The organism is Cutibacterium porci (genome assembly GCF_009696315.1).
Classification (GTDB): domain Bacteria; phylum Actinomycetota; class Actinomycetes; order Propionibacteriales; family Propionibacteriaceae; genus Cutibacterium; species Cutibacterium porci.
The window spans coordinates 35,189-55,014 of sequence record NZ_VUMG01000003.1; the positions used below are offsets into that span (position 1 = coordinate 35,189).

23 protein-coding genes are annotated in these 19,826 nt (G+C 59.9%); 8 read left to right on the top strand and 15 right to left on the bottom strand.

From position 1 onward, the window contains the following. The first annotated feature begins 6 nt into the window (after positions 1 to 6). Complete coding sequence (locus FYJ43_RS07600) at positions 7 to 1,908, top strand: alpha/beta hydrolase (protein WP_154563676.1); 1,902 nt, start codon at positions 7 to 9, stop codon at positions 1,906 to 1,908. A gap of 11 nt (positions 1,909 to 1,919) precedes the next feature. Here FYJ43_RS07600 and FYJ43_RS07605 read toward each other — a convergent pair whose 3' ends face one another. The 6 genes from FYJ43_RS07605 to murI are packed head-to-tail and all read right to left on the bottom strand — an operon-like array spanning position 1,920 to position 6,894. After that, a complete protein-coding gene (locus FYJ43_RS07605; RefSeq protein ID WP_154563678.1) occupies positions 1,920 to 3,320 on the bottom strand; it encodes a DNA polymerase IV in 1,401 nt (466 codons plus the stop codon). Continuing rightward, entirely contained in the window at positions 3,317 to 3,787 is a 471-nt protein-coding gene (locus tag FYJ43_RS07610; protein ID WP_154563680.1) for a dihydrofolate reductase, read from the bottom strand. The genes FYJ43_RS07605 and FYJ43_RS07610 overlap by 4 nt, the downstream gene beginning before the upstream one ends. Before the next feature lie 32 nt (positions 3,788 to 3,819). Further along, positions 3,820 to 4,632: a thymidylate synthase gene (locus tag FYJ43_RS07615; RefSeq protein ID WP_154563682.1), complete on the bottom strand. Its 813-nt coding sequence runs from the start codon at positions 4,630 to 4,632 to the stop codon at positions 3,820 to 3,822. Further along, positions 4,633 to 5,247, bottom strand: coding sequence for an RdgB/HAM1 family non-canonical purine NTP pyrophosphatase (rdgB, locus tag FYJ43_RS07620; protein WP_154563684.1), 615 nt, complete (start codon positions 5,245 to 5,247; stop codon positions 4,633 to 4,635). Then, positions 5,244 to 6,008, bottom strand: a complete 765-nt coding sequence (gene rph, locus FYJ43_RS07625; RefSeq protein ID WP_326833462.1) for a ribonuclease PH — start codon at positions 6,006 to 6,008, stop codon at positions 5,244 to 5,246. Before rph ends, rdgB begins: the two co-directional genes overlap by 4 nt. 31 nt (positions 6,009 to 6,039) lie before the next feature. After that, positions 6,040 to 6,894, bottom strand: coding sequence for a glutamate racemase (murI, locus tag FYJ43_RS07630; protein ID WP_326833463.1), 855 nt, complete (start codon positions 6,892 to 6,894; stop codon positions 6,040 to 6,042). A gap of 178 nt (positions 6,895 to 7,072) precedes the next feature. Here murI and FYJ43_RS07635 point away from each other — a divergent pair, with 178 nt between their 5' ends. Genes FYJ43_RS07635 through FYJ43_RS07645 form a run of 3 tightly spaced genes read left to right on the top strand, consistent with a single transcriptional unit; the run spans position 7,073 to position 9,943 of the window. Continuing rightward, positions 7,073 to 7,384, top strand: a complete 312-nt coding sequence (locus FYJ43_RS07635) for a FeoA family protein (RefSeq protein WP_407643735.1) — start codon at positions 7,073 to 7,075, stop codon at positions 7,382 to 7,384. 52 nt (positions 7,385 to 7,436) lie between these two features. Continuing rightward, on the top strand, positions 7,437 to 9,401 hold the full coding sequence (gene feoB, locus FYJ43_RS07640) for a ferrous iron transporter B (protein WP_229771678.1): 1,965 nt from the start codon (positions 7,437 to 7,439) through the stop codon (positions 9,399 to 9,401). Continuing rightward, entirely contained in the window at positions 9,401 to 9,943 is a 543-nt protein-coding gene (locus FYJ43_RS07645) for a NifU family protein (RefSeq protein WP_154563688.1), read from the top strand. The genes feoB and FYJ43_RS07645 overlap by 1 nt, the downstream gene beginning before the upstream one ends. A gap of 3 nt (positions 9,944 to 9,946) precedes the next feature. On the opposite strand, the gene FYJ43_RS07650 is transcribed toward FYJ43_RS07645, so the two are convergent. Next, the gene (locus FYJ43_RS07650; RefSeq protein ID WP_154564362.1) at positions 9,947 to 10,507 is read right to left on the bottom strand and encodes a DUF2017 family protein; all 561 of its coding nucleotides are present in this window, start codon (positions 10,505 to 10,507) and stop codon (positions 9,947 to 9,949) included. Next, positions 10,507 to 10,809 (bottom strand): ATP-dependent Clp protease adapter ClpS, encoded by a 303-nt coding sequence (clpS, locus tag FYJ43_RS07655; RefSeq protein WP_154563690.1) that lies wholly within the window; start codon positions 10,807 to 10,809, stop codon positions 10,507 to 10,509. The genes FYJ43_RS07650 and clpS overlap by 1 nt, the downstream gene beginning before the upstream one ends. An 83-nt stretch (positions 10,810 to 10,892) precedes the next feature. On the opposite strand from clpS, the gene FYJ43_RS07660 reads away from it, so the two are divergent. Further along, positions 10,893 to 12,233 carry a nicotinate phosphoribosyltransferase gene (locus FYJ43_RS07660; RefSeq protein WP_154563692.1) on the top strand — a complete coding sequence of 447 codons (1,341 nt, stop codon included), beginning with the start codon at positions 10,893 to 10,895 and terminating at the stop codon, positions 12,231 to 12,233. A 194-nt stretch (positions 12,234 to 12,427) separates the two neighbouring features. Continuing rightward, the gene (locus FYJ43_RS07665) at positions 12,428 to 12,703 is read left to right on the top strand and encodes an HU family DNA-binding protein (protein WP_154563694.1); all 276 of its coding nucleotides are present in this window, start codon (positions 12,428 to 12,430) and stop codon (positions 12,701 to 12,703) included. A gap of 67 nt (positions 12,704 to 12,770) precedes the next feature. Here FYJ43_RS07665 and malQ read toward each other — a convergent pair whose 3' ends face one another. Next, positions 12,771 to 14,879: a 4-alpha-glucanotransferase gene (gene malQ / locus FYJ43_RS07670; RefSeq protein ID WP_154563696.1), complete on the bottom strand. Its 2,109-nt coding sequence runs from the start codon at positions 14,877 to 14,879 to the stop codon at positions 12,771 to 12,773. A gap of 102 nt (positions 14,880 to 14,981) precedes the next feature. Then, complete coding sequence (locus tag FYJ43_RS07675) at positions 14,982 to 15,791, bottom strand: RDD family protein (protein ID WP_326833464.1); 810 nt, start codon at positions 15,789 to 15,791, stop codon at positions 14,982 to 14,984. Positions 15,792 to 15,877: 86 nt separating this feature from the next. On the opposite strand from FYJ43_RS07675, the gene FYJ43_RS07680 reads away from it, so the two are divergent. Continuing rightward, the gene (locus FYJ43_RS07680) at positions 15,878 to 16,120 is read left to right on the top strand and encodes a DUF3039 domain-containing protein (protein ID WP_154563698.1); all 243 of its coding nucleotides are present in this window, start codon (positions 15,878 to 15,880) and stop codon (positions 16,118 to 16,120) included. Here the strand turns inward: FYJ43_RS07680 and aroQ are convergent. The 5 genes from aroQ to FYJ43_RS07705 are packed head-to-tail and all read right to left on the bottom strand — an operon-like array spanning position 16,114 to position 19,264. Then, complete coding sequence (gene aroQ / locus FYJ43_RS07685) at positions 16,114 to 16,575, bottom strand: type II 3-dehydroquinate dehydratase (protein ID WP_154563700.1); 462 nt, start codon at positions 16,573 to 16,575, stop codon at positions 16,114 to 16,116. The genes FYJ43_RS07680 and aroQ overlap by 7 nt on opposite strands. Next, entirely contained in the window at positions 16,572 to 17,585 is a 1,014-nt protein-coding gene (locus FYJ43_RS07690; RefSeq protein ID WP_326833465.1) for a cation diffusion facilitator family transporter, read from the bottom strand. Before FYJ43_RS07690 ends, aroQ begins: the two co-directional genes overlap by 4 nt. After that, positions 17,582 to 18,601 carry a phosphoheptose isomerase gene (locus FYJ43_RS07695; protein WP_326833466.1) on the bottom strand — a complete coding sequence of 340 codons (1,020 nt, stop codon included), beginning with the start codon at positions 18,599 to 18,601 and terminating at the stop codon, positions 17,582 to 17,584. Before FYJ43_RS07695 ends, FYJ43_RS07690 begins: the two co-directional genes overlap by 4 nt. After that, positions 18,598 to 18,876, bottom strand: a complete 279-nt coding sequence (locus tag FYJ43_RS07700) for a Trm112 family protein (protein WP_154563702.1) — start codon at positions 18,874 to 18,876, stop codon at positions 18,598 to 18,600. Before FYJ43_RS07700 ends, FYJ43_RS07695 begins: the two co-directional genes overlap by 4 nt. Positions 18,877 to 18,886: 10 nt before the next feature. After that, complete coding sequence (locus FYJ43_RS07705; protein ID WP_326833467.1) at positions 18,887 to 19,264, bottom strand: DUF3499 family protein; 378 nt, start codon at positions 19,262 to 19,264, stop codon at positions 18,887 to 18,889. Positions 19,265 to 19,403: 139 nt separating this feature from the next. Here FYJ43_RS07705 and FYJ43_RS07710 point away from each other — a divergent pair, with 139 nt between their 5' ends. Beyond that, positions 19,404 to 19,823, top strand: coding sequence for a metallopeptidase family protein (locus FYJ43_RS07710; protein ID WP_154563704.1), 420 nt, complete (start codon positions 19,404 to 19,406; stop codon positions 19,821 to 19,823). Positions 19,824 to 19,826: the final 3 nt, after the last annotated feature.

The following is a 19,826-nucleotide window of genomic DNA, read 5'->3' on the forward strand; positions in this document are numbered from 1 at the left end:
ACTGTGATGCACTCAGCAACTACGTTGCGACGGTCCCGGTCGTCACTCATCTGTCTGCTACTCATTCTTGCGGGGGCGATGGGGGCGAGCCTCGTCCAGACCGATGGCGGTCATATCAGTGTCCAAGGGCTCACGATTCCTGGCAAAGATGGTGCCGTAGTGAGCGCCGACCTCTTCCGACCTGATACGGCAACGGCAGCACACCCAGCTCCGCTCATCATCGTGACGCCGGGATTCCAGCGCACGAAGGAGACTCAGATCTCCTACTCCCTCGAACTTGCTCGACGCGGATACGTCACCCTCGTCGTCGATCCGTACAACCAAGGCGAATCAACCTCCCAACCTCCCCATAACGACGACCCCGCCATCCAGCCAGCCGTTGATTACGCGTCGCGATCCGACACCCTCGACTACGTCGACAAGACGAAGATCGGCATTGTTGGCCACTCGGCAGGTGGATCCCAAGTGCGCAGGATCGCCGCAGAATATGGCGCCAAAGAGGTCAAAGCTCTCAAGAAAGCTAAGACCCCCGGCTCCCCTGGCGGCACGACGGTCACCAAGGACGAGCGCGAAAAGGCCGAACAACTCAACCCCATCCGCTCTGTCTTCATCTCGGGCTGGTTGCAGCAGCTCAACGCCTCAAAATTCAAAAACGTGCGGTCCAATGTCGGCATCGGCTACGCCCTCTACGACGAAGGCGGCTACCGCAACAAGAACCACAATGGCGATCTGCGTCACGCCCCGGAGGCTATTGCCGTCATCAACTCTGGTCTGCCGACGTCGCAGCACGTCAATCACGTGGCCATTGGGAAAGGATACGGGTCAGCTGCCGATCGAACCTACCGCGTGGCATATAACGACCGGACGATCCACCCGTTCCAACCGCTCACACCTAGCGCGATCGGGTCGATGATTCAGTTTTTCGACGACACCATCGGCGCCCCACACCACATGAGTACCTCCAACCAAACGTGGTGGCTGAAAGAACTCTTTAACGGCCTATCCCTCGTCGCAGCGTTGGTCATGCTCGTGCCCTTGACGAAACTACTTCTGACAATTCCATGGTTCGCGGCAGCTCGTACCGACATCTCGCCCGCCCCATCAAAGCCCAAAGGCACAAGCGCGGTCTTGTTCTGGACAATCTTCGTCGTGTCAGCAGCTGCTGCCTGCGCAACCTTTATCCCTTTGTCGGCAGCTAGTCAGCACGTCTTTTCGGCGGCGGCCAACAAACACAACGGCTGGTTCTTTCCCGGACGAATGGTGAACGGGGTCGTGCTGTGGTCGCTCGTTAACGGTCTATTAGGACTCATCCTGTTGTGGATCAGCTACGCCATATCAAAGAAACACGGCGACGAGGCCAAAGACTGGGGCGTTCGGATGGGCTGGGCCCAGACGGGACGGACCCTTACCCTGGCCCTGCTGGTCGTCGCCATTTTCTACGTTATCTTGGCAGCCTGCTACGGCTTCTTCCACGTCGACTACCGACTCTTCGTGGTTGCTGCGCGGCCATTAACAAAACGCTGGTTCCTCATCGCGCCGGCCTACGTCCCCGCATTATTCCTGTTTTTCTTCTCGAACTCGTTACGGGTCAACGTCTCTATGCGGTTCAACAACCAGCGTCGCTGGGTCAACTGGCTCATCATCGCGCTAGCCAACTCCATCGGTCTGGCGGCGATCTTCGTCATCCAATACGTCACATTCTTCTCGACCGGGACGGTGTTCTGGACGACAAGCTGGCTATACGTCAACATGCTGCAGTCTCTGCTACCGATGATGGTGGTGCTCCCGCTATTCAACCGCGCCTTCTACCATGCCACCGGTCGGGTGTGGCTCGGCCCGATCATCACCACCACGATCTTCGCGCTCATGGCACTCGGTGGATCGGTGGCGTATATCCCCATGTTCTGAATTGCCCAACGTCATGACCCGGCATCACTCAAAACGTCCTCGCCAGGGGGCTTCCATGCCAGTGGAAGAGGATGAGCCGGGTGAAGTGCTTCATCGTCTTGACGAACCGACTTCACCCTACCGATCTCGCTTCCCCGGTACTCAAATCGACAGGTGACAATGCCGTGGCCAGACCCCCACACCCAGCCGCGTCCGTAGTCATCATGAATGAGGTCAGCGCCTGGAGACCAGGTCCGTCCATCAAAGGACCGACGACGGCCAAAAGGGCCCGGCTGGATGGGCGAAACCGTCACCTCGGGTTCGTCGAGCAGCTTCCCGTCGCCGTCGACGACGAAAAGCTCTTCTTGAGCCGACGCAGCGAAATTCGATACTCCGACGCCCAGCAGTCGCACTCCTTCGCGCAGTTCAAGGGAATCGAGCATTCGAACCGCCAGCTGAGATATCCGCTCCAACGAATCGGTGGCCCCCGTCAGGGTCACCGACCGCGACCAGACAGTAAAATCAGCCATCTTCGCCTTGAGGGTGACAGTGCGAGCAAACTGCCCGGACTTCTTCAACCGTCCGCACACCAAAACCGCATGGTGTTCCACGATTCGGCGGCACTCCTCGTGATCAGTGAGATCCCGCTCAAAGGTATCCTCCACTGAGATCGACTTGGCGATTCTGCTAGCCACGACCGGCCGATCATCCCAGGCCCGCGACAGGGCGACGAGACTTGTACCAGCGGCATGACCCAATTCGTGGACCAATTCCGACTCCCTCGCTGCCCGAACATCGGCGATGGTGCGAAGCCCCAGCTTCTCCAACCGTTCCGCCGTAACCGGTCCCACCCCAGGAATAGCCCGAGCAGGCAACGGTGCGATGGTGTCAGCCTCACTACCGGGTGTAATAAGGGCAATCTGGTCAGTATGACCGCGCTGCGGCTTGGCCATCTCGGAGGCAACCTTGGCCATGAACTTGCTTGACCCGATACCCACCGAGCAGCCCAATCCCTCAGTGCGCTCTGCCACTCGGGCACGCAATTGAGCGGCAACGTGGTGCACAACGTCAAGATCCTCAACGTCAATTCCACCTGCTTCTAAATCAACGAAGGCCTCGTCAAGGCTCAGTGGCTCAACGAGCGGAGAAAGCTCCCGCAACGTCGCCATGACAACCTTCGAAGACTCCCGGTAAGCCTCAAACCGTCCGGACAAAAACGCAGCATTCGGGGCCAGTCGACGCGCCTGAGACCCGGCCATTGCCGAGTGCACCCCAAATTTGCGGGCCTCATAGGAGGCCGTCGCAACGACTCCCCTACCGCTGACCCCACCGACGATGACAGCCTTGCCAACGAGGGAAGGCTTGTCTCTTTGCTCCACCGAGGCGAAGAAAGCGTCCATGTCCAGGTGGAGGATCGACGCTGTCGATCTCATGCCAGGCGCCGGTACCCGACGAAATCGAATCCATCGCGAGGGTCGCGCCGGACCTCCGTCCACACTGTGGGGTCGATGGCAGGGAACCGTGCCGCACCGTTTGGTGCCTGGTGGACTTCAGTAATGTCGAGCTCGTCACACAGATCGAGGGCATCAGCGTAAATCTGTCCACCCCCGGCAACAAAACAGATCTCCTCGCCTGCCTCACGCGCCATCTCGACAGCCTGACGGGGGCTGAGTGCGACGTCCACCCCCTCATGGGACCAGTGCGGGTCGCGGGTGCAGATGATGTGACGGCGCCCAGGAAGCGTGCCGATCTGCTCGAAGGTACGACGCCCAAAAACCAGGGTGTGCCCCATCGTGACAGCCTTAAAGCGACGAAAGTCCTCACTAATATGCCAGAGCATCTCCTGCCCCGACCCGATGACGCCGTTGTCGGCAACGGCTGCGATCGCGACAACCTTCATCTGTCCTCCCGTGATAAAAACCTCGGTGCCGATCAGACCGAGATCGGAGCGGGCAGTGCCGGATACGGGTCGTAGCCGGTCAGGGTGATGTCGGACAGCTCAAACCCATCAATGTCACGGATATCCGGGTTGACGGTCAGTGTTGGCAAGCGCCGTGGTTCACGCTTCAACTGCTCATGAACTTGGTCAAGGTGATTGAGATACAGGTGAGCATCGCCCAGCGTGTGGATGAACCGCAACGGTTGAAGCCCGGTCACCGACGCCACCAGATGAGTAAGCAGGGCATATGACGCGATATTGAACGGCACTCCGAGGAATGTGTCACCGGAACGCTGGTACAGCTGGCAGCTCAACCACGTCGGGGTTCCCCGATCATCCGGCGTGACGTAAAACTGGAATAAAGCATGGCACGGCGGCAAGGCCATCTCGTCGATCTCGGCCACGTTCCACGCCGAGACGATGTGGCGACGCGACCACGGATTGGTGCGAATCTGCTCAATGACATTGGCGATCTGATCCACCGTGCCACCGTCGCCGTCAGGCCAAGAACGCCATTGATGACCATAAACCGGCCCTAAATCACCGTTCTCGTCGGCCCACTCGTCCCAAATGTGGATGTTGTTGTCATGCAGCCAGCCGACATTGGTATCCCCACGCAAAAACCACAGCAGTTCCCCGAATACGCTGCGGGTGTAGATCTTCTTCGTCGTCACCAGGGGGAATCCCTCGCGCAAATCAAAAACCATCTGATGACCGAAGACGCTGACCGTCCCCGTCCCGGTGCGGTCTTTACGGCGCACGCCCTCGTCAAGGATCCGTCGCAACAAATCGAGGTAGATCTGCATTTAGTGCTCCCCCAGATGGGCGACGACCGCCGGAACGATCGCGCGAACGGCCTGTCCTCGATGACTAATAGCGTCCTTGACCTCTGGAGTCATCTCAGCACTGGTGAGGTCACCAGGCTGAGCATCGGGAACGAACATCGGGTCATAACCAAACCCATTTTCCCCACGGGCCTGCGAGATAATTCGCCCCTCCATCGTTGCCACCTTGGTGATCTCGGTGCCATTCGGGTCGACAAAGGCCATTGCACACACGAACCGAGCGTGACGCCGCTCGTCCGGAAGGTCAAAAGTCTGATCGAGCAGCAACTGGAGGTTGCGCTCATCATTAGCGTGAGGCCCTGACCACCGCGCAGAACGAATACCGGGCATCCGATTGAGGGCGTCAACCTCTAGTCCGGAATCGTCAGCCAGCGCAGGCAACCCGGTGTCGTGAGCCGCAGCACGCGCCTTAATAAGGGCATTTTCGACAAAGGTTCTGCCAGTCTCTTCCGGGGCTGGGGCATTGCTGACCTCCGACAGACCGACGATCTCGACGTCGGTGTCCGCCGCTTCAAAGGTGCGCCGCAATTCAACTAGCTTCTTAGCATTATTAGATGCCAGCACAATCCGACTCATAGTCTCACACCCAAAGCCTCAGACTGGGCTTGCTTGAGGGTTGCACAACCACCGGCAGCTAGATCGAGCAACTCGTTGAGCAGATCGCGGTTAAAGGGGGTACCCTCAGCGGTCCCCTGAATCTCGACGAAATCTCCGTTACCACTCATGACGACGTTCATGTCAGTGTCGGCACGCGAATCCTCCTCATAGGCGAGGTCAAGCATTGGGATACCGCCGACGACACCCACCGAGATTGCCTGCACCGATCCGGTGATAGGTTCACCAACCAGCCCACCCCGCTTCCGCAACCAATCGACGGCGTCGACGAGGGCGACATAAGCGCCGGTGATAGAGGCGGTGCGGGTACCACCGTCGGCCTGCAGCACGTCGCAATCGAGAATAATGGTGTTTTCTCCCAACGCCTTGTCGTCAACGACAGCACGCAAGGAACGGCCTACCAGGCGGGAGATCTCGTGAGTCCGGCCTCCGACCTTACCCTTGCGCGACTCACGACCGGACCGCTCATTAGTGGCACGCGGAAGCATCTCGTACTCCGCGGTGACCCAGCCCAGCCCGGATCCCTTGCGCCAGCGCGGCACACCCTCAGTGACCGAGGCATTACACAGCACGGTGGTGCGACCAAAGCTCACCAGCACCGAACCCTCGGCCTGAGATAACCAGCCACGTTCAATCCTGACGTCTCGCAACTGGTCGAGGCGGCGTCCGTCAATTCGAGAAGTCTCACTCACCCTGCCAAGGGTAATGGGCCACACTGACACACTTTGGGGTGAGAAAACACCACGGCGCGGGTCAACCCCGAACAACCGCCCGGTCACCGAGTGGGTGCACATCGGTGTGCACTGACTGCACGTCGTGGACGAACCCCTCCATGAGCCGTCGCCCCAATCTCTCGAAACGCTCAGCGTTCCCCGTCGTAAGGAAATAGCGGTTCGATTCGCGAGGCCGGGAATGCAACAGCCCAGATTCAGCCATCAGAGAGTACGACGCACGAGCGCACTGATGAGAAGAAGAAATGAGGGTGACGTCGTCGCCCAAGATATACGAGATAATCCCAGCCAGCAGTGGATAGTGGGTACACCCCAAAATGAGGGTGTCGCAACCCGCCTCTTGGATAGGAGCCAGATACTGCCGGGCGATAGCCTCTAGCTCGTGCCCGCTTGTGATCCCTTCCTCGACGAGAGGGACGAATTTCGGGCAGGCCTGAGTCGTCAACGTGATGCCGGGCACCGCAGCCAATGCGTCCTCATACGCTAGGGAACGAGCCGTCGCTTCGGTACAAATAACACCAATTCGCCCGTTCCGGGTAGCAGCACTGGCCCGACGGGCAGCCGGCATGATGACGTCAATAACCGGCACCTCGTAACGCTCCCGGGCATCTCTCAATACCGCCGAGGATGCGGTATTACAGGCGATAAGTAAAGCCTTGACGCCGTGGGCAACAAGCCGGTCGAGGCATTGCAGCGCATACCGCCGCACGTCCGCAATGGACTTCTCACCATAAGGGGCGCGGTCGGTGTCTCCCAGATACACGATGTCTTCATTGGGCATAAGGTCGACAACCGATCGGGCCACCGTCAGGCCTCCGAATCCAGAATCGAAGATGCCGATCGGTGAGTCGACAACGTCGAAATCAGGTTCGGTCACGACTCGACAGACTACCGCGCCGACGCGCCAGAACCACCAACCTCGATTTTCATAACGATCTTTTGACGAAAATCGTCGCCCAGTGATGACAATGAGGTAAGGCTAGGCTATGCTCTGGTGGTGCGCCGGGATTCCGGCGTCGTCATGACCATCAAGGAGGAGCAGGATGACGAGGCACATGAACCGTAGCATTGCGAGCAACTCATTCGTTGTACCGCTGAGTTCACTGCCAGCTGGGCACAGCGCAACTATTGAGGACATCTCCGCGGACTGCGCCGATCACATCTGCCACCGCCTCCATATGCTCGGTTTTGGACGGGGCCGTGAAATCACCAAGATTCGTCAAGCACCCTTCGGCGGCCCCATGGTGTTTCACGTCTGCGACGTTCACATGTGCCTGCGCCGCGCCCAAGCCGACATGATCATGGTCCGTCCGACGCCCCAGCCGCAGCCAACTGCTCTTTCACGCGTCACCGCTGCCGCCGCGTGATTCTCCACCGTCATCGCGCGCAACCCAGCGTCCGTCCATCCGAGGTTTCCTGATGCCCACACCCACCGCAACGTCCTGCCATGCCGTTCCGACAGCGGAGCCAACGAAGGGCTCCCCGAAACTGGACCTGGTTGGCTCGCCCAACGGCGGCAAGACGTCAATCTTTAACCGACTCACCGGCCTCCATGCCAAAACTGGCAACTACCCCGGAGTCACCGTCTCTCGCAGTACCGGAATCTGCCGTATCGGCTCCGATGAATACGGCATCGAAGACCTCCCCGGTGCCTATTCCCTGACCCCCATTTCTCCCGACGAGGCCGTCGTCGCCCAAGCTCTGGACGGTTCACTCGAAGGCATCCAAGCCCCCGACGCCGTCCTCGTCGTCACCGATGCCACGGCACTGCGCCGCTCGCTGCTACTCCTTGCCGAAACGCTAGAACGCAATCTGCCCACCGCCGTCGTTGTCACCATGACTGATGAGTTACGACGCCGCGGCGGTAGCCTCGACATCGCCGCTTTGTCCCAAGCGTTGGGCGTTCCGGTGGTGTCTGTGGTCGCGAATCGTGGCATTGGGATCGGGGAGCTGCGTCACCTCATCCGCGAGTGGCAGACCTGGAGTCGTCCACCTGTCGCCCCACCCACTGACACTGAGGAGCTCGCCGGATGGGTCGACTCGGTGCTCGCCAGCGTCGGTTACCAAGATCCTCACCCTGACGCCCGCACCGAACGCATCGACTCCGTGCTCCTGCACCCAGTGTTCGGAACGATCATCTTTTTCCTGGTGATGTTCCTGTTCTTCCAGGCTCTCTTCACCTGGGCAGCACCACTCCAGGACGCCGTCGACAACGGTTTTAGCTGGCTTGCTGAATGGGTCGATGGCCACATCTCCACCCCGATCCTGGCCAGCCTCCTGGGCGACGGCATCATCGGCGGTGTCGGCGCGGTGCTGACCTTCATCCCGCAGATCTTGCTGATGTACCTGCTGCTGGCGTTACTCGATGCCGTGGGTTACATGTCGCGGGCGGCATTCCTTATGGACAAAGTCATGAGTCGTGCCGGGCTGGAGGGGCGAGCCTTCGTCGCCATGTTGTCCTCATTCGCATGCGCGATACCCGGCATTATGGCAACAAGAACTATTCCCTCAGCCAAAGACCGAATTGCCACGATGCTCGGTGTCCCCCTGGCAACCTGCTCAGCCCGTCTGCCAGTTTACGTACTGCTTGTGGGAATGCTCATCCCCGACGCCACACGAGTCGGACCGTTCTCGGGTCGAGGGGTGGCCCTGTTCCTGCTCTACCTCCTTGGTGCGATTTCGGCAATGACGGCGGCTTGGGTCGTCAAGAAGGTCACTGATCGTTCCGGGCTCCTGCTGCCCTTCTACATGGAAATGCCGCCGTATCGCATTCCAACTGTGCGCTCGGTAGCGATCGCGATGTGGGAACCTACCAAAGCCTTCCTGCGCAAGGCCGGCACCATCATCATGCTGGCGACCATCATCATCTGGGCACTGACAACCTTCCCCATGCGATCCGATAATGAACTCACCAAGGCCGGAGTCAATCCCAGCGACGATGTCGCAGTGGCCGCCTACACCATGGACCACTCCATCGCCGCCGGCATAGGAAAAACTGTCGAGCCAGTATTCAAGCCGCTCGGCTTCGACTGGCGAATTGATGTCTCCCTGATAGGTTCTTTGGCCGCCCGCGAAGTGGCGGTGTCGACTCTCGGCCAGATGGCCTCGGCTACCGATCCCGAAGACGATGTAGAAGTCGCCCAGCAACTCGATCGCTGGACGTGGACTCATGGAGAACACCAAGGCGAGAAAGTCTTTACACCGGCGACGATCGTCTCTCTCATACTCTTCTTTGCCTACGCCCTGCAATGTATGTCGACAGTCGCCATCATGAAACGCGAGACAGGCGGATGGAAGTGGCCCGCGATTGCCTTCGGGTACATGTTTGTGCTGGCGTGGATGATGGCCTTTATCGGCCACCTCATCACGAATCTGGTGATCTGATGAAGCTCGCCTCTCGCCCATCTACTGCGGTGCACCCGGAAGCCACCGCCGACCCTGCCACCCTGCGCTGGGTAGTCTCGGGAGTGCCATTGCCCTTCGCTGGACTGCTGGTCAGTGCACCTGGCCTCGACGAATTCCTCGACTACATCCATGTTGAAGTGACGGTAGGCGCTGTCGTGGCGACTGCCCCCGACAGCGCATGGGGGCACATCGGTACCAGGTTCCGGACAGCCTTGACGACGGCACTGGAGCACACCGATACGTGGGTGGGTGCCCCTGACTGTCAGTACCTCGACGAGGTCGAAACCTTGCGGCGGTGTGCCAACGAACTTATTGGCGGACCCGTCGGCGCAGTTGCCGCGATGCACGGTGGGTTGATCGAGTTGGTCGACGTGTCAGTCAACGGCGATCAGCGCATCGTCGACGTGACGATGCGGGGGGCATGCCGAGGTTGCCCGGCAGCGATCATTACCCTGCATCAGCGCTTGGAGCGTCAGCTAAGTCTGCGATTGTGCGAGCCGGTCACCGTACGGGAAGTCTGACCCCTATTCCGACAACTCCACCTCGACGAGCACCTCGACAACCACACCGAGCCACTCGTAGATGCACTCTTCCTCGGCGTCGCGCCCTTCTTGGGCCACCCGAGCGACCTCATCGGCAGTGACCTGATCTGTAATCCCCAACCTGGCAGCCACCATGACTCGCAACGCGTTGACGGTGCGAAGCCACCGTTGTGTCATCTCAGGGTTCATGACGATATGGCCAACTCGGTGCACATACTCAATATCGGCACCCAAGGCTTGCGCGTCGTTCCATCGCGCCGCGATATCCCCGGCGTCATGGTCAGCATGGAATTGCGCATCAGCTGACTCGTCGTCGCGGTACGCACCCGGCAGAATACATCGACGCACCTCACCGTCACTGTAAGGCCCGGAGAACTGGCTCTCCCAAAAAGCGAACGGGTCCCCGTCCAACGTAGCGTGTGCAGGAGTGGCACGCAGACGCGACAGCGCCTCCATATAGTGACCTAAAGGGATCTCGATACCGATAATCTCGCCATAGTCGAAGTACCACACCCAGCGATTCCGAGTACCCTCAATTTTCATCACTTGGCCGCCTTTTCGACCGAGGCCTGCAAACCGTAACTGTGCATGGCATGCACAGCGATCTCCATATCGTCCTTACTGCCCTCGGCAACCGTCGCTCGACCCTCATTATGGACTTGGATCATGAGTTGGCTAGCGCGTTCCCGCGAATACCCGAAGTACCTCATAAATACCATCGTCACGTAGTCCATAAGGTTCACCGGATCGTCCCAGACGACCGTCGTCCACACCGATTCTTGATCCCACACCGATTCTTGATCATCGAGACGGTGTGCAACAGGTTGCGCAACGGCTACAGGCATGTCCTCATTGTGTCACCCGGCTGGGACACTCAAGCGTCGCTGACGCGGACCCTTCCGGAACGCATCGCTCTAGACTGTGACCTATGTCGACCGCACTGTTCACCGACCACTACGAGTTGACCATGGTCGAAGCCGCCATGGCATCGGGAACCGCTGACCGGCGCTGCGTCTTTGAATTGTTCCCCCGCCGTCTGCCCGAAGGCCGCCGTTACGGCGTCGTGGCTGGTACCGGACGTGTCCTTGACGCCGTCGAAAGCTTCCGATTCACCGACGAAGACGTCTCTTTCTTGAAACGCACCGGGGTCGTCGGCCCGCACATGGCCGAGTGGCTGTCGCATTACCGATTCAGCGGATCCATCCACGGTTATGCTGAAGGCGATCTCTACTTTCCTGGCTCCCCACTACTCACCGTCGAAGGCACGTTCGCGGAAGCCTGCGTGCTCGAAACCGTACTGCTGAGCATTTACAACCATGACTCTGCTATCGCCTCCGCCGCATCCCGCATGGTCATGATGGCTGAAGGCCGCCCCATCATCGAAATGGGCTCGCGCCGCACCCACGAAGAGTCCGCAGTCGCTGCCGCCCGCGCCGCCTGGATTGCCGGTTTCGGCCCAACCTCTAATTTGGCCGCCGGTATCCGCTATGGCGTCCCCACCTCTGGCACCGCTGCCCACGCTTTCACCTTGCTGCACGACACCGAGGACGACGCTTTTCGCGCCCAACTAGCAGCCTATGGCGAGGAAACGACTCTGCTCGTCGACACCTACGACATCGACAAGGCGGTACGCACCGCTGTCGACCTCACCGAGGGGCGTCTCGGCGCGGTCCGTATTGACTCCGGCGACCTGTCCATCGTCGCTCGCCAAGTCCGCGACCTGCTCGACGACCTCGGCGCAACCAAGACTCGCATCATCGTCACAAGCGACCTCGACGAATGGCAAATCGCTGCTCTGCGTGGCGCCCCCGTCGACGGATTCGGCGTCGGAACTTCCCTTGTTACCGGTTCGGGAGCACCAACGTGCTCCTTCGTCTATAAGCTAGTCGCCCGCGCCACCTCAACCGATCCTGACGCCGAGCTGCTGCCGGTGGCCAAGAAATCGTCCCACAAGAACACTGTAGGCGGACGCAAATATGCGGTACGCCGTATCGGCTCAGGGGGGATTGCCACTGCAGAAGTCGTCGGGGTGGGTCAGGAACCGACTGTTGAAGCTGATGATCGTAACCTCATCGTCCCACTTATCGTCAACGGCGAGGTTGTGGGTCGTGAACCGCTAGCGGCGGCGCGTGCGCGTCATCAGGCTGCCATCGCTGAGCTGCCGATCTCCGGGCGCCGCATCTCGCGTGGCGACCAGGCCATCCCGACGGTTATGGTGAAGCAGGGCGATGACGGCACTGACACAGTTCTTGGAGCATCACTGTCCTGAGACGCCACGCTCCACAGTAACCGCCCAGGAGCGTTCGAAAAGTGACACGCAGGTTAACTACTGCTCGAAATCCGCCCCAGCAGCCCCATATGAAGCGGATTTGGGCTTGACTGAGGGCCGACAACCGCTAATGTCATTGATGAGGGAAACGGCAACAAGCCGAAAACCGAGCATAATCCATTTGAGGAGACCCCATGACCAAGTCCGAGCTCATCAAGGCCGTCGCCAAGCAGGCCTCACTCACTGAGGCCCAGACCAACGAGGCCGTCAAGGCTCTCACCGACGTCATCACCAGCGCTCTGGCTGAGGGCGAGAAGGTGCAGCTTCCCGGTTTGTTCACCGCTGAGGCCGTTGAGCGCCCCGCTCGCAATGGCCGCAATCCCCGCACAGGCGAGTCCATGACCATCCCGGCTCACAAGGCCGTGAAGATTTCGGCCTCCAGCACCCTCAAGAAAGCCGTCGCCGACTGAGCGATCTGATCTATGTGGGGTCCAGCGCTAATCTCAGCGCTGGACCTCATTTTTGTCTTCGCATCAATTACATCTCATTCATGACGTGGGAAAGTCTCGATGCTCTCTCGTCAGTGAAGACCTCCTCCAGCCACATCGGGGAACCGTCTGGATGGCTGAGGGGAACTCGCCAGTTCGGGTACTCATTCGTGGTGCCTGGCAAGTTTTGGGTACGGCGATCCCCCACAGCGTCAGTCAAGGTGGCGTTGAGCACCTTCGACGGGGTGCGAGTGAGCAGGCGGTGCATCGCTAACACGATGTCCTCTTCAGAAGGGTTATCCCCTGTCAAGACACCGCGTTCGCGCAAAATGGCAATCCACGTGGCCGTCTGACGAGCTGCCTCAGCACGCTCGTAGTCGACAGGTTCGGTGAGTAAACCAAGCTCATTGCGGACCTCGACGTGATCGCCAGCCAGATACCCAGTCGTGGGGGGCAAATCATGCGTGGTAACCGAGCTCATGGCGTACTCGCGCCATTGTTCAGGGGCCAGCGGACTGCCGTCCTCACCGTTTTCAAACCACAGCACTGAGGTTCCCATGATGCCGCGCTCGCGCAAATATGCGCGCACCCATGGCTCTACCGTGCCAAGGTCCTCACCGACGACGAGGGCGTCAGCCCGGTACGCCTCGAGCGCCAAGATGCCAACCATGGCTTCGTGGTCGTACCGAATGTAGGTGCCCATGCGTGGACCGAGACCAGCAGGAACCCACCACAGCCGAAAGAGGCCGAGAATGTGGTCGATACGAACACCACCGGCATGGCGCAACGCAGCGCGCACCATATCGCGGAACGGCTGATACGCCATATCGGCAAGGATGTCGGGACGCATCGGAGGCTGTCCCCACTCTTGTCCAGCCTGGTTGAAGGCATCAGGTGGAGACCCGACGCACACGCCGTCAGCGAAGACTTTCCCCAGCATCCACGCATCGGCTCCAGCACCCGAAACACCCACGGCCATATCGCAGACGAGCCCCAATGACATTCCGGCGTCGCGTCCGGCAGAATGGGCGGCAGAAAGCTGCTGGTCAGCAATCCACTGCAACCACATGAAAAAATCGACGCGTTCCTCGTGAGCGCGCACAAACTCGATAACAGCACGGTTGTCAGGGTTCTGGTATTCCTCGGGCCAGGTGCGCCAGTCGTTGCCGTATACCTCCGTCAGGGCACACCATGTCGCAAGATCTACCAAACGAGTACCACGCAGTCGGCGAAATGCCTGGTAGGAAAGCTCCCTCGATCCTGCCACGCCAAGGGCATGGACAGCCTCTAACACCGGCAGTTTGGCACTCCAGGATCGATCTCGATCAATCGCCTCGACCTCAGCCGCCGCCTGGGCGCGAGCCGCGCGAGCCTCAGAACGCTGATAGGCGTCAAGGTTGGCGAATTCGGGAATGATTTCGGGACGCACATAGAGCGGGTTGAGAAAAAGGCGACTGCACGGCAAATATGGAGAAGGCTCAATCGGGGAGACAATCTGGCTGGCATGAAGCGGGTTCACGAGCACATAATCGGCGCCTTGGGTGGCGGCCCAGCTAGACAGGTCCGCCAAATCAGAAAAATCACCCATTCCCCACGACGCGCGCGAACGGGTTGAATACAGTTGCACGGCATGGCCCCAGACCCGAGACGAGCCCATCGAGCGGGGTAGCCCGAGCCAGTTTGGGGACACAACAAGTGTCGCGGTTGCGCGACGATCGGCTGTCGTCGCAACGATTGTGTGGTAACCCAGCGGTAAATCGCCTGGAATGCCGAAAGTTGCCTCACCAATCCAGCGGTCATCGACTCGGCGATCAGGGTTCCAATTGTCAACCTGCCAACACTCACGACGCCGACCGTCCTCGCAGACGATATGGACCTCCACCGATTCCCCTGCGTTGACATGGACGTCGACGCGCCCCTCCTGGCCTTCGCGCAGGACGACGATCCCAGGCAGCACCCGACGCCACGTTCGGTTAGCGACCTCATGACATGCACGCTCGGCGCGTTCGGGGGTCGAGGCGTCGATTCCCAACCCGGCAAGGACGGCGATAACAGTCGCGTCCTCGACCTCGGTGTACTGGCCTTTCCAGTCGTAGTAGTCACGAGCGATGCCGAAATGATCGGCCAGGGTCGTCAGGTGAGAATGTGTCAAGGACATGACGGCCTTTCGGCGCCCCAATCGCCGGGGCGGAAGTCGGGATCGGACGAATGTGCTGAGACGAATCTGCTGAGACGACGAATCGCCCCGCGATGAGGAACCTTACTCGGCGTCAGCCTGACGGCCTGGCCGAATGACTTGGGTTCCCGCCACTGCGTCGTGAATAGTCTGACGCGAACGCTGCCACAACGGCATGAGGTAACTAAAAGGCGTGAGCAGCACAATGAATTGGTTGCCGATCTCGACGCAGGCCCACGCAGCCGCACGTATCAGGGCACGCCACCACACCAGACGGCGATTCTCCTTGCCCTTACCCACCGTGACGACTCGTAACCCACATATCAACTGACCCACCGAGCCCGCGCACGCCGTCAACATAATGAATTGGTAAATCGCCTGCGAAACGATCACCGCACCGACGAGATTCGACATGTCGTTGACGAATTCGGCCTGCATCAGTGACTGCGTCGTGATGACATCAGCGGGATTAGCCCCAGCATTGATCGCGCGCATTGAGTCCCCAAGGAACTGTTGGTAACCGTGGACGATGCTCGCAATCGTGTCACGCATTGTCACTGCGACAACGATCCACACCACGAGCGCGTCGATGATGGTTGACAAGGCTCGCCACCACCAGCCTGCCAGCGGGACTCCATCCGCCGTCAATCCCTTCTTGTCCTGCGATTCATCGGACCCACTGCGGCGCGCAGTGGCTACAACCGGTCGCGGCGATGACGGCACTCGTGATACCGGAGCGAGTGTCTCGGGTACATGGCCGACGCCATGACGCGGCTGAGGATCCGGCGGATTGCGCAGGTTCCGAGTCCAACGCTCGCCGTCCCAATACCGTTCCTGGTCACTTCCGGCAGGGTCGGGGTACCAGCCCATGGGGGGTGGAGTCGCATTCGTCACCGGTCTATTGTTTCACGACGCCCCGATAACGCCAGTCACCCGTCGCAACGAGCAACATCTGGGCCAGCCACGTACACTGGTCGATTATGAGCACACAGGTGGCACCAGGTTCCAGCACGGCGGTCGAAGAGAAGACTCGTCCATCCTTCGATGACGGTGATGCCGAGCGCTTTTCACATTACGTCCCCAAGGCAAAGTTGACTGACGCCATGGTCAACGGCACCCCCGTCGTCGCGCTGTGCGGAAAGGTGTGGGTGCCTTCCCGCAACCCCGAAAAGTTCCCCGTTTGTCCAGAGTGCAAGGAAATTTTCGAGTCGATGAATCAGTGAGCACCCTGATTATGGGGCGGGGCTGTATACGTAGCTAGCCACGACAACGCGAGCTCGTACCCTTTCAATCCCAGTCCCGCGATTGTCCCAGTGACATACGCCGACACCACGCTGTGATGGCGGAACTCTTCCCTGGTAGCGATATTGGAGATATGCACCTCAATACAGGGTGCCTCTAATTGGGCGAGGGCATCGGCAATAGCAATGCTGTAGTGACTCCACGCCGCCGGATTAATGACGACTGGATGACCGCCGTCAGCAGCCTGGTGAATCCATCCAATCATCCGCTCCTCGGAATCGGTTTGACGCACCTCGACGTCCAGCCCCAGCTCACGACCGTACTCCACCAACCGGGCCGCCAGATCGTCATAGGTGGTCGTCCCATAAACCTGTGGCTCGCGTCGACCAAGCCGACCCAGATTCGGACCGTTGAGGACCAACACTTGCATACTCATGACTGAGGCCATTCCTCCCCGTCCCTGATGCGATCATCCCCATAACGGATATCGGGTTCCAGGAAGAGCGGACCAACCAATGGTTCAGCCGCGCGCACTGCTACTTCGGCGTTATCGATGATGCGTGCCACTTCGAGGGCAGAATCAGTTGGATCAACAGCGATTTTCGCAGCCAGCAAGATCGTTTCAGGACCCAGATGAACCGTCTTCATGTAGATCACCGAATCCACGCCGTCAGAATTCACCAGAGCGTCATGAATAGCTTTCCGCGACTCCGGGGTTGCCGACTCCCCTTCCAAGAGGGATTTCATCTCGCGAGACAGTATCCCAGCGACAACGACGAGCAAGATACCGATAAACGCCGAACCGATACCGTCGAAGATCGGGTTGTGGGTGAGCAGGGTTAGACCAACGCCCAAGAATGCAAAGATCAGGCCAAGAACGGCGGCAGAGTCCTCCAGCATGACGACCGGAAGCTCCGGAGCCTTGGCCTTCCGAATATATTGCAAAACCGTCATGGCTTCGCGATCCTGGGCGCTCTCCTTGAGGGCAGTGCGCAGGCTCGCCCCTTCAGCGCAGATAGAAACCACGACGACCACAAGCGGAACCCACCACCACTGGGAATCGAGCAACTCGTCAGGTTGACCCATCAGCGTCGATTTGACCTTGTCGTAGGCCTCGTACAAGGCAAATAGACCACCGAGTGAAAAAATGACGATCGCGACAACGAACCCGGACAGGTACCGCGCCCTCTCGTAGCCGAAGGGGTGGTCCTCGTCAGCCTCCTTGTGGGATTCTTTACCACCCACCATGAGAACAACCTGGTTGGCGGTATCCGCCACCGAGTGAATAGCTTCGGCAAGCATCGATGATGCCCCTGTGAGCGCCCACGCGATAGCCTTCGTCACTGCGATAGCGAGATTAGCCGAGGCAGCCGCGATAATCGCTTTGCGGCCTGACTGATTCGTATTGGCTGGCGTGTTCTTCTGGACTGCGGGTGTTTGACTCACGTCATCTCCTCCAGACGATCCAGTCCAAGAGCCACGTAGACGGCAGCGAAACTGCCCTGAAGGAGCAAGGCAACGTAACGATCCATCGACGACGACCGCTCATCAATGCCGAGCGGCAAGGTAACGCTGCGCACCGTCACGTCATGTGCGGCGCACAGCTGCTCTAGCTCGCTGCGAACGTCGACGTGTTCGGTCTCAGCGTCATCCATGACGACAAGGACGGGACGACGAGTCTCGCCGTCGAGGTCAGGATCAGCGAAGAGATCCCGCCGAGGAGCCGATTCAATGACGGGTCGCAGTGATTCAAAGTCAGCTGCCAAGGCGATACGCCCCGTGGCTCGTCGCAACCATTGTGCCAAACGTCGCGATGCCCGCGCCGCAAGAACCGACCCTCCCCACAGTAGAGGCTCGGCGTCGGCCAGCGCACATGCGAGATCTTTCGCCGCATTGACGGCAAGGTTACGGTGCGGCGACGCCGACTCAGCGACCATATCCGCAACCCGAGCCACCTGTCCGGGATGGACGACTGGTCCAAGACCTAGGTCGCTGAGCACCGACAGAGCCGCGACGGCCGCCGACAACGCATCTTCAGAAGCCATCGGGATACGGGCTGTGCCGTGGTTACCGGCAGCTTGCCAGGACTCAGCTTCCTCGGAAGCGGCCAAAATAATGGCGCTGCCTCGACGTCGGGCCTCAGCCACCTGGGCTGCACAGCGTCCGTCGGTATCGAGAGCGACAACAAGATCAAGGGGACCAACCCACGCTGGCAACCGCAAGAAGGGCCAGGCAACCAGCGGAACGGGGCACATCGGCTCAAGGACAGACCGCACCAGGCGGGCTTCGGGGCCGACAACGAGAACCCCTCGGGGCTGCCCCCATTCACCGACCGTTCGATGGACGGCGTCGAGGTCAGCCGAATCGCGACGGATGCGCGCGCCGGTACTGGCTAGCAGACGCAGCACCCCTTCGGCACATGGGTTGAGGGGCGCATCCAGACGGGAGTCGTCGAAGGTCACTGCGACCCCATCTCGTGACGGTGAGTGGGCTCAAAAGCCTCGGTATCTTCGGCACTGTCCGTCTGGCCGCCTCCGCGCCTGCGTGCCGCGTCGAGGCGAAGATCGGGAACGCCGTCACGCACAAGGAAGGCCAGTCCGCATGATGGTGAGGAACACACCAGTTCTCCACTATCGAAATCCAGGGCGAACCGAGAATGGCACGCCGGGCACGCTGCCACCTCAAGGAATGCCGGAGAGAGGTCTAGTGCCTCAGGGGCCAGCGGTAAATCAGGCATGACCGTCATCCTAGTGTCTTGGGACGTCGGGATTCGCGTCCGTAATAACGGACAGGTGCCCACGCCGACCTAGAACGTGCACGGATGCAGGGTCAGGCATGACTTCATCCTCGAGCATTCCAACTTCTCGTACTGCCGCTGCCAATGCCATCAGATCGTCAGCGGGCGGGTCTGGGGGTGGGCTGTCAATACCGGGCAGTCGGATAACGTCCCATCCCACCGGCGCTGAGAGGGCTTCGGCGTGGTCGGCGCACATGTCATAGGCACCAGGTTCACGGCTAGGGCCCAACGGTCCAAGGACTGCGGTGCGTTCGGCATAGACATAAGTCAGCGTCGCGACCGCTGGTCGGGAACATCCGGGGCGAATGCACTCTCTCACCCAGGGCACGGTACGCCACCCACCGGTGCTCACACAGTTGCCACGCGGACACCAAACGACACGCGCTCAGTCGTACCCCTAGACCGACACGTGATCGTGCATTGGTGCCAACCGCAATACCTTTTGCCAACCGCAATACAGTGGCGCCATGTCCAAGCGTCGTAACCGTCATGGTCGTGGCCAGCGTGGTCCAGTCGTCTTGCCCCGCTCCTACGGCGGACGCATTGACCGCATTGACCCCACCCATGCCGAGTTCTTCACGGCGTGTCTGGCACGAGCCGTTCAGCACATACAAATGTCGTGCCCAGGGATACTCGATAACGTCATCGTCGGGGCTGAGGACGTACCGACCGTGCCGGACTGGACGGAAGGACGAGTACCGCTGTCCTCTGCCGTCGACGGGAGCGAACATTCCCCCGCCAAAATTGTTATCTACCGGCGGCCTCTCGAATTGCGGACCGCCAGTCGGCGCGGATTAGCCATCCTCGTTCATCGGACCCTGGTTGAACAGTTGTCCGCATTGACTGGCACCCCAGTCGAGACGATTGATCCCAGCATTGACAACTAATGC

Coding starts and splice junctions, on each gene's coding strand:
- feoB (WP_229771678.1), top strand. CDS start 7,437: ATGCCCACACCCACCGCAACGTCCTGCCATGCCGTTCCGACAGCGGAG.
- FYJ43_RS07665 (WP_154563694.1), top strand. CDS start 12,428: ATGACCAAGTCCGAGCTCATCAAGGCCGTCGCCAAGCAGGCCTCACTC.
- FYJ43_RS07635 (WP_407643735.1), top strand. CDS start 7,073: ATGAACCGTAGCATTGCGAGCAACTCATTCGTTGTACCGCTGAGTTCA.
- FYJ43_RS07650 (WP_154564362.1), bottom strand. CDS start 10,507: ATGAAAATTGAGGGTACTCGGAATCGCTGGGTGTGGTACTTCGACTAT.
- FYJ43_RS07645 (WP_154563688.1), top strand. CDS start 9,401: ATGAAGCTCGCCTCTCGCCCATCTACTGCGGTGCACCCGGAAGCCACC.
- FYJ43_RS07610 (WP_154563680.1), bottom strand. CDS start 3,787: ATGAAGGTTGTCGCGATCGCAGCCGTTGCCGACAACGGCGTCATCGGG.
- FYJ43_RS07710 (WP_154563704.1), top strand. CDS start 19,404: ATGTCCAAGCGTCGTAACCGTCATGGTCGTGGCCAGCGTGGTCCAGTC.
- malQ (WP_154563696.1), bottom strand. CDS start 14,879: ATGTCCTTGACACATTCTCACCTGACGACCCTGGCCGATCATTTCGGC.
- FYJ43_RS07605 (WP_154563678.1), bottom strand. CDS start 3,320: ATGAGATCGACAGCGTCGATCCTCCACCTGGACATGGACGCTTTCTTC.
- FYJ43_RS07660 (WP_154563692.1), top strand. CDS start 10,893: ATGTCGACCGCACTGTTCACCGACCACTACGAGTTGACCATGGTCGAA.
- clpS (WP_154563690.1), bottom strand. CDS start 10,809: ATGCCTGTAGCCGTTGCGCAACCTGTTGCACACCGTCTCGATGATCAA.
- FYJ43_RS07600 (WP_154563676.1), top strand. CDS start 7: ATGCACTCAGCAACTACGTTGCGACGGTCCCGGTCGTCACTCATCTGT.
- FYJ43_RS07680 (WP_154563698.1), top strand. CDS start 15,878: ATGAGCACACAGGTGGCACCAGGTTCCAGCACGGCGGTCGAAGAGAAG.
- rdgB (WP_154563684.1), bottom strand. CDS start 5,247: ATGAGTCGGATTGTGCTGGCATCTAATAATGCTAAGAAGCTAGTTGAA.
- FYJ43_RS07615 (WP_154563682.1), bottom strand. CDS start 4,632: ATGCAGATCTACCTCGATTTGTTGCGACGGATCCTTGACGAGGGCGTG.
- FYJ43_RS07700 (WP_154563702.1), bottom strand. CDS start 18,876: ATGCCTGATTTACCGCTGGCCCCTGAGGCACTAGACCTCTCTCCGGCA.
- aroQ (WP_154563700.1), bottom strand. CDS start 16,575: ATGAGTATGCAAGTGTTGGTCCTCAACGGTCCGAATCTGGGTCGGCTT.